A 7,337-nucleotide genomic window follows, 5' to 3' on the forward strand; every position below is an offset into this window, starting at 1 on the left:
ATTCCTCTTGCGAGGTCACGTTTAATATATTGTGTAAGCGTTTAATAATTTGAGCTAAGAGGCTTGCGCCTCCGGCATCATCATCAAACGCCCACACTTATCGACTGTTAATTTTTAAAGAATTCTGCGTTACTTGCTGAAGCGTTTTGTTCAGCAGCAGAGAGGCGATATTATGAGGCTTGTCGCTACATCCGTCAACCCTCGTTTTTCTTCTCTACCAGCGCTGCGTGTGTTCAGCAGCGCGGGGACAGAACTATAGCAAAGGCTGGCCGCCCTTGCAACAGTGTTTTTCGATATACTTTCCAAAGCAGCTATAGATGCTATTCGACAGGAGTCAGGATGGTCCCACATGAACTGCCGGCCGGAACCCCGCCAACGATACTGGTGGTGGACGACTCGCCGTCCTTCCTGACCGCCCTGCTCGACCACCTGTCCTCCCGTGGTTTCCTGGTGCTGATTGCCCGCCATGCGGAAGAAGGTTTGATGCGCGCCGAATTCGGCCTGCCCGACCTGGTGCTGATGGACGTGGTGCTGCCGGGCATGGATGGCTTCGAGGCCTGCCGCCGCCTGAAGGCCAGCGACGCCACCCGGGATATCCCCGTGATCTTCATGACCAGCCTGGCCGACGCGCGCCAGAAGGTGAGCGGCTTCGAAGCCGGCGGCGTCGATTACATCACCAAGCCTTTCCAGATCGAGGAAGTGCTGGCCCGCATTAACACCCACCTGGAGCTGCGCAAGGCCAACCGCGACCTGCAGCAAATGTTCGAGCAGCTGAACCGCGCGAAAGAGGAACTGGTGCACAGCGAAAAACTGGCGGCGCTGGGCGCGCTGGTGGCCGGTATTTCGCACGAACTGAATACGCCCATCGGCAACAGCCTGATGATCGCCAGCGCTTTCGAGGACCAGACCAGCGAGATCCGCGCCATGTTCGGCCGCGGCGAGCCGATGAAGCGCTCGGTGTTCGACAGCTATCTGTCGAATGCAAATACGGCGGTGGAAGTGTTGGTGCGCAATCTGCACCGCGCGGCGGACATGGTGTCCAACTTCAAGCAGGTGGCGGTGGACCAGACCAGCGCGCAGCGCCGCACCTTCCTGCTGGCCGATGTGGTGTCCGGCAATGTGCTGACGTTGCTGCCCACCATACGCCGCACGCCCTACACGGTGACGCAGGACATCCCGCCGGCGCTGATGATGGACAGCTATCCCGGCCCGCTGGGCCAGGTCATCACCAACCTGCTGACCAACGCCATCACGCACGGCCTGGACGGGCGCGACTACGGCACCATCGCCATCAGCTCCGGCGGCGAGGAACAGGGCAGCGTGGTGCTGACCATTTCCGACGACGGCAAGGGCATCAGCGCGGACAACCTGCTGCACATCTACGAACCTTTTTTCACCACCAAGCTGGGGGTGGGCGGCTCCGGCCTCGGGCTGCACATCGTGCACAACATCGTCAGCGATATCCTGGGCGGCCGCATCGACGTGCGCAGCGCGCCCGGCGCCGGCACCACCTTCACGCTCACGCTGCCGGTGACGGCGCCGATGTGCTAGCCAACTCCTTCAGCCGCCTGCGGTTGTTCTTGATCCAGCCGGCCAGTGCGCTGCCGGGCATGGGCGCGGCCACCAGCGCGCCTTGCGCCAGCTCGCAGTCCAGGCTGCGCAGCAGGGCCAGGTCTTCCACCAGCTCCACGCCTTCCGCCACGGCTGCCATGCCCATCTGGTGCGCGGCGGCCAGGGATTGCTGCAGCAGCGCCTTGCGCGGCGGGTGCTGCGACGCTTCGTGCACGATGACGGGGTCGATGCGCAATTCCGTCAGCGGACAGCGCGCCATCTGCTGCTGCGTGGTGTGGCCGGCGCGGTAGCCGCCCAGCGCCAGGCCGAAGCCGCGCACGCCCAGGTGCGCCAGGTTGGCGATGGTGAGCGGCGCGCCGCCCGCCAGCACGGATTCCTGGCATTCCCAGGTGACGGTGCGCGGCTCCACGCCCAGCTCGCGCACCAGGGCGCTGAGCTGGTCGACCTGGCCGCGGTCGGCCAGCGTTTCCGCCGGCAGCTTGATGGACAAGCCCAGCGAGATCAGGCCGATGTCGTGCCAGGCGCGTAGCTGGCGCAGGGCCTGCGCGGCGATGTCCGCCGTCAGCGGCGCGATCCATTCAGTGCCCTGCAAAGCGGGCAGGAAGCGCGCCGCGCGTATCAGGCCGCGCTCCGGATGCATCCAGCACGGCTGCACGTCCAGGCTGCGCAGCATGCCGCTGGCGATCTCGATGCGCGGCTCGTAATACGGCAGGAAGCGCCCGTCCGCCAGCGCCGCTTCCACTTCGGCCGGCGCCGGCAAGCCGGTGGCGGTGGCCTGGCGCAGCTGGCCGGCGCCGGCCCGTTCCAGGATTTCTCTGAGCACGTCAAAATGCACCGGCTTGAGCGCGGTCCCCAGCAGCACCAGGCGCGCCGCGCGCTGCGCCATGCCGGCCTGCGCTTCGCGCAGCCGCTCTTCGCGCGCGCTGGCCACCACCAGGCTGGCCGCCAGTTCCAGCTCGCACACATGGCGCATCAGCTCAGTGCCGTCCATGCCGGGCATGTCCATGTCGGTCAGCAGCAGCTCCACCGGCACGCCGCGCGCATTGAGCTTGCGCAGCGCGTCGATGCCGTCGCAGGCCAGCAGCACGTCGCCGAAGCCGGCCTGGCGCAGCAGTCCGGCCATGTGGTCGCGCTGGACAGGACTGTCCTCCACCACCATTGCCGTGCAGCCGCTCCAGTCAGCCATGGCCGGCCTCAGGCCAGGAAGGAATTCATCTGCTGCACGATCTCGCGGCCGATCTGTTCCAGCGTCACCGTGCGTTCCACGCCGCCGCGCTTGACCGCCTCTTTCGGCATGCCGTACACCACGCAGCTGGCTTCGTCCTGCGCCACCGTGTAGGCGCCGGCATTGCGCATCTCCAGCAGGCCGGCCGCGCCGTCGTCGCCCATGCCGGTCATGATCACGCCCAGCGCGTTCGAGCCGGCGCACTTGGCCACGGAGCGGAACAGCACGTCGACCGACGGCCGGTGCCGGTTCACCAGCGGGCCGTCCATCACTTCCACGAAATACTGCGCGCCGTTGCGGCGCAACAGCATGTGCTTGCCGCCCGGCGCGATCAGCGCGCGGCCCGGCGTGACGCGGTCCCCCGTCTGCGCTTCCTTGACGGTGATTTCGCACACCGAGTTCAGGCGCTCGGCGAAGGCCGCCGTGAACTTCTCCGGCATATGCTGCACGATGACGATGCCGGGCGAAACGCGCGGCAAGGAGGTGAGCACCACTTCCAGCGCCTGCGTGCCGCCGGTGGAGGTGCCGATGGCCACCACGCGCTCGGTGGTCTGCGTCATGGCGCGGCCGTCGGCGGCCGGCAGGATGGCGTCGGCGGTGAGCTTGGCCACCGGCTGCAAGGGCACGGCGCGCCCGGCCAGGCGGCGCACGTTGGCCACCGCGGCGGCGCGCACCGCGCCCACCAGTTCGTCCGAGCTGTCGTTGAGGAACTGCTTCAGTTCCAGCTTGGGCTTGGTGATGATGGAGACGGCGCCGGCCGCCATCGCCTCCATGGTGGTCTTGGCCGCCTTGGCCGTCAGCGTGGAGCAGATCACCACCGGCGTGGGACGTTCGGCCATGATCTTGCGCAGGAAGGTGATGCCGTCCATGCGCGGCATTTCCACGTCCAGCACGATCACGTCCGGCCACACGGTCTTCATGCGCTCCATCGCCAGGATGGGGTCGGCCACCGCGTGCAGCACCTGGATGTCCGGCGCCTTGTTGAGCAGCGCGGTGACGACCTGGCGCACGACCGCCGAATCGTCCACCACCATCACATTGATCTTCTTCATAAACGCTCCTTCAACGACTTGACCCCGGGTGTGCCAGGCGGCCCCTGGCGCACCCACACGTCGCCGGTCCTGACGTTGAAAATAATGTGGCGGTGACCGACGCCGAACAGGCTCTCGGACACCACCGGTATCTTGTGCTGCTGAAGCAGGCGTTCAGCTGTCTCGCCGTTGCGCCTTCCTATGCTCATGCCGTCGCTGCGCTCTATGCCGGGGAACATCATGCCGCCGCCGAATACCTTGGCCTGGCATTCGGCCGGATTGACGCCGGCCTGCTCCAGCTCCGCCAGCATCAGTTCCAGCGCGTCTTCGCAATAGCGCCCATTGAGCTGTCCCACGTTCTTGTTGTCCTTGTCGCCCATGGTGAGCAGGAAGTGCGACATGGCGCCCACCCGCGCCAGTGGATGCCAAAGCGTAATCGATACGCAGGAACCGAGCAAGGTTCGTATCCTGTGCCGTGCATCGCCGACAAAGTGTTGGCCTGGCAGCAAGAAAACGTCGATGACGGCCATGCCGGCCTCATACCTTGCGGTAGACCGACGGCGCCAGCACCTGCAGCGGCCCGGCCATGTCGTGCAGGCTCTCGGAGTGGCCGATCAGCAGGTGGCCGCCGGGCCGCAGCGCCGCCAGCAGACGCCCCACCACCTCGTGCTTGGTGGCCGGGCTGAAGTAGATCAGCACATTCCGCAGGAAGATCACGTCGAACTGGCCGAACTTGGGCGGGGTGGGCGAATTCAGGTTCACCTGGTGGAACTGCACGCGCTGGCGCAAGCTCCTCTCCACCAGCAGCGTGCCCTCCTGTTCGGCCACGCCGCGCAGGCAGTAGCGCTTCAGGTAAGCCGGGGGAATGTGGCTGGTGCGCTCGCGCACGTAATGGCCGGTGCGCGCCGCCGCCAGCACGCGGGTGCTGATGTCGGACGCGTACAGTTCCCATTCCTGCGCGCCCAGCACGTCGTCCAGCACCATGGCGATGCTGTACGGTTCCTCGCCGGTGGAGCAGGCCGCGCTCCACACCCGGAACGGGCGCCGCTGCGTCAGCGCTTCGGCGGCCAGCTTGCGCAGCAGGTCGAAGTGCTTGGACTCGCGGAAGAAGTACGTTTCGTTGGTGGTCAGCAGGTCGACGGCGGTCTGGGTTTCGGCCGGCGACTGCCCGCTGGCTATCATGTTGAAATAGGCGCCGTAGCTGGCCAGCTTGTGATGCGCAAGCCGCTTGGCCAGGCGGCCGCTGACCAGCGCCTTCTTCCCGGGGGCCAGCGTAATGCCGGCCACCTCGTAGATGAAGCGCTGGAACTGGGTAAATTCCCGATCGGAGATGGGTTCGACAGTCATCGCGTCAGATTATCAGAAACGCGTGAACTGCGATTCATCCGGTTCACCATCCGACGCCGCCGCCTTGCGCGGCGCGGGCCGCGCAGCGGCCTTGCGCAACGGCGGCTGGCGCACGCCGGCGCGGCCGCGCATCGGCAGCGCCGGCGCCGCCACTGCGCCCACGTTGAAGAAGGACATGGTGTGCTGCAGTTCCTCGGCCTGGCTGCTCATCTCTTCGGCGGTCGAGGCCAGTTGCTCGGAACCGGCCGCGTTCTGCTGCGTGGTCTGGCTCAGCTGGCCCATCGCCATATTGATCTGGCTGACGCCGGTGGCCTGTTCTTCGGAAGCGGCGGTAATTTCCTGCACCAGGTCGGAGGTCTTCTTGATGTTGGGGACCATGGAGTCGAGCAGGGTGCCGGCCTTCTCCGCCAGGTTCACGCTGCTGCCTGCCACCGAGCCGATTTCCTGCGCCGCCACCTGCGCGCGCTCGGCCAGCTTGCGCACTTCGGCCGCCACCACGGCGAAGCCCTTGCCATGCTCGCCGGCGCGCGCCGCCTCGATGGCGGCGTTCAGCGCCAGCAGGTTGGTCTGGTAGGCGATATCGTCGATGATGACGATCTTGGCGGCGATCTGCTTCATCGCCGCCACGGTTTCCTTCACCGCCGATCCGCCTTCGGTGGCCTCCGTCGCAGCCTTGCTGGCCATGGCGTCGGTGACCTTGGCGTTCTCGGTGTTCTGGCTGATGGACGCCGTCATCTGCTCCATCGAGGCGCTGCTTTCCTCCACGCTGGCCGCCTGTTCGCTGGCAGCGTGCGACAGCGACTGCGCCGTGGCGCTGACCTGCTCGGAGGCCGCAGCCAGCGCCGCCGCGCTGTCGTTCACTTCGGTCACCACCTGCGACAGCCTGGCCACCGCCGAATTGGCAAAGCCCATCATCTCGCCGAAGGCGCCTTCGTATTTCTTGTCGATAGTGCGCGTCAGGTCGCCGCCGGCGATGGCCTCCATCATGCCCACCATGTCGTCAATGCCGCCCTGGGTGGTGGCCACCAGCTGGTTCAAGCCTTCGCCCATCTCTTTCTGGAAGCCTTGCAGGCCTTGCAGGTCGACGCGGCTGCTGAAGTCGCCCTTGTTGGCGGCCTGCACCGCCGCGCGCTGGCCGTCGATCACCTGCGTCAGCTTGGCCACCATATTGCCCATGGCGCGCAGCAGCTGCCCGGTTTCGTCTTTCGCTTCGGACTGCAGCGACACCGCCAGGTCGCCGTCGGCCAGGCGGTTGGCGGCCTGCACCGCGTTATTCAGGGGCAGCGTGATACTGCGCGTGATGAAGACGGCGCCCAGCACCGACAGGATCACCAGCAGCACCAGCGCGGCAACGATGAGCTGGCGCGCGCGGGCGCTCACTTCGGTCATCTTGTCATCGGAGGCCTTGGTGGTCTGGGCCGTCATCTTGCGCAGCTGTTCCAGTGCGTCGGCCAGCGGCTTGTCGGCGCCGCTGACGGATTTATCGAGCGTTTCGGCATCTTTGACGCCACTTGCGCGAAGTTCAACGATCTTGTTGAGGGCGGCGCGGTAGAGGATGGTGTCCTGGTGGACCTTGGCGAGGATACGTTCCTCTTCTGGAGTGATGCGGCCGGTGGCCTTGTAGTCGTCGTCCACGCTGTCGATAATTTCCAGCTGGGCGATCAGGCGCTTGTCGTAGTCTTCGCCGCGCAGCACATAATTCTTGAACATCTGCACCGCGCTGCCCAGTGCCACCGAGCCCTTGGTGGTGGCGTTGGATTTGGCGATGGCATCCTCTTTGACGGTCTGCCACTGGCGGTTCATGGCGGAGATTTCGCTGTAAGCCATCAGGCCGAACAGCAGCGACAACAACGTCAACAAGCCAAACGCAAAACCAAGACGCTTCCCGATCGAGAATTTTCCCAGCATGGTCCCCCTCCAGTCCCGTTATGTCTTCCCATGCTAGGCCCAGGCTTACATGCAAGCAATAGAGACGGGGAAAAAAGCAGGCAGCAAGCCACAAACGCAAAAAACCCCCACCGGATCACCGGAGGGGGTTCTTCATATAACTAGCCTGACGATAACCTACTTTCACACTGGTTGCAGCACTATCATCGGCGCAAAATCGTTTCACGGTCCTGTTCGGGATGGGAAGGGGTGGGACCGATTTGCTATGGTCATCA

General features: G+C 65.2%; 6 protein-coding genes and 1 rRNA gene. 1 reads left to right on the forward strand and 6 read right to left on the reverse strand.

The genetic code is table 11. The annotated features are described in order from the left end of the window. The first annotated feature begins 339 nt into the window (after nucleotides 1–339). Entirely contained in the window at nucleotides 340–1,551 is a 1,212-nt protein-coding gene (locus AC56DV_RS01290) for a sensor histidine kinase (RefSeq protein WP_496312505.1), read from the forward strand. On the opposite strand, the gene AC56DV_RS01295 is transcribed toward AC56DV_RS01290, so the two are convergent. The 6 genes from AC56DV_RS01295 to rrf form a co-directional block, all read right to left on the reverse strand. After that, the gene (locus tag AC56DV_RS01295) at nucleotides 1,520–2,758 is read right to left on the reverse strand and encodes an EAL domain-containing response regulator (protein ID WP_496312506.1); all 1,239 of its coding nucleotides are present in this window, start codon (nucleotides 2,756–2,758) and stop codon (nucleotides 1,520–1,522) included. The genes AC56DV_RS01290 and AC56DV_RS01295 overlap by 32 nt on opposite strands. A gap of 8 nt (nucleotides 2,759–2,766) precedes the next feature. Beyond that, the gene (locus AC56DV_RS01300; RefSeq protein WP_496312507.1) at nucleotides 2,767–3,849 is read right to left on the reverse strand and encodes a protein-glutamate methylesterase/protein-glutamine glutaminase; all 1,083 of its coding nucleotides are present in this window, start codon (nucleotides 3,847–3,849) and stop codon (nucleotides 2,767–2,769) included. Beyond that, nucleotides 3,846–4,286: a chemotaxis protein CheD gene (locus AC56DV_RS01305; RefSeq protein WP_496312508.1), complete on the reverse strand. Its 441-nt coding sequence runs from the start codon at nucleotides 4,284–4,286 to the stop codon at nucleotides 3,846–3,848. The genes AC56DV_RS01300 and AC56DV_RS01305 overlap by 4 nt, the downstream gene beginning before the upstream one ends. A 79-nt stretch (nucleotides 4,287–4,365) precedes the next feature. Next, nucleotides 4,366–5,175: a CheR family methyltransferase gene (locus AC56DV_RS01310; protein ID WP_496312509.1), complete on the reverse strand. Its 810-nt coding sequence runs from the start codon at nucleotides 5,173–5,175 to the stop codon at nucleotides 4,366–4,368. A gap of 12 nt (nucleotides 5,176–5,187) precedes the next feature. Then, nucleotides 5,188–7,083, reverse strand: a complete 1,896-nt coding sequence (locus AC56DV_RS01315) for a methyl-accepting chemotaxis protein (protein WP_496312510.1) — start codon at nucleotides 7,081–7,083, stop codon at nucleotides 5,188–5,190. Between the two features lie 143 nt (nucleotides 7,084–7,226). Further along, nucleotides 7,227–7,337: ribosomal RNA gene (gene rrf, locus AC56DV_RS01320) — 5S ribosomal RNA — on the reverse strand; the annotation flags it as partial.

The organism is Massilia sp. BGA-UO-ETr-WB1 (assembly GCF_059567845.1).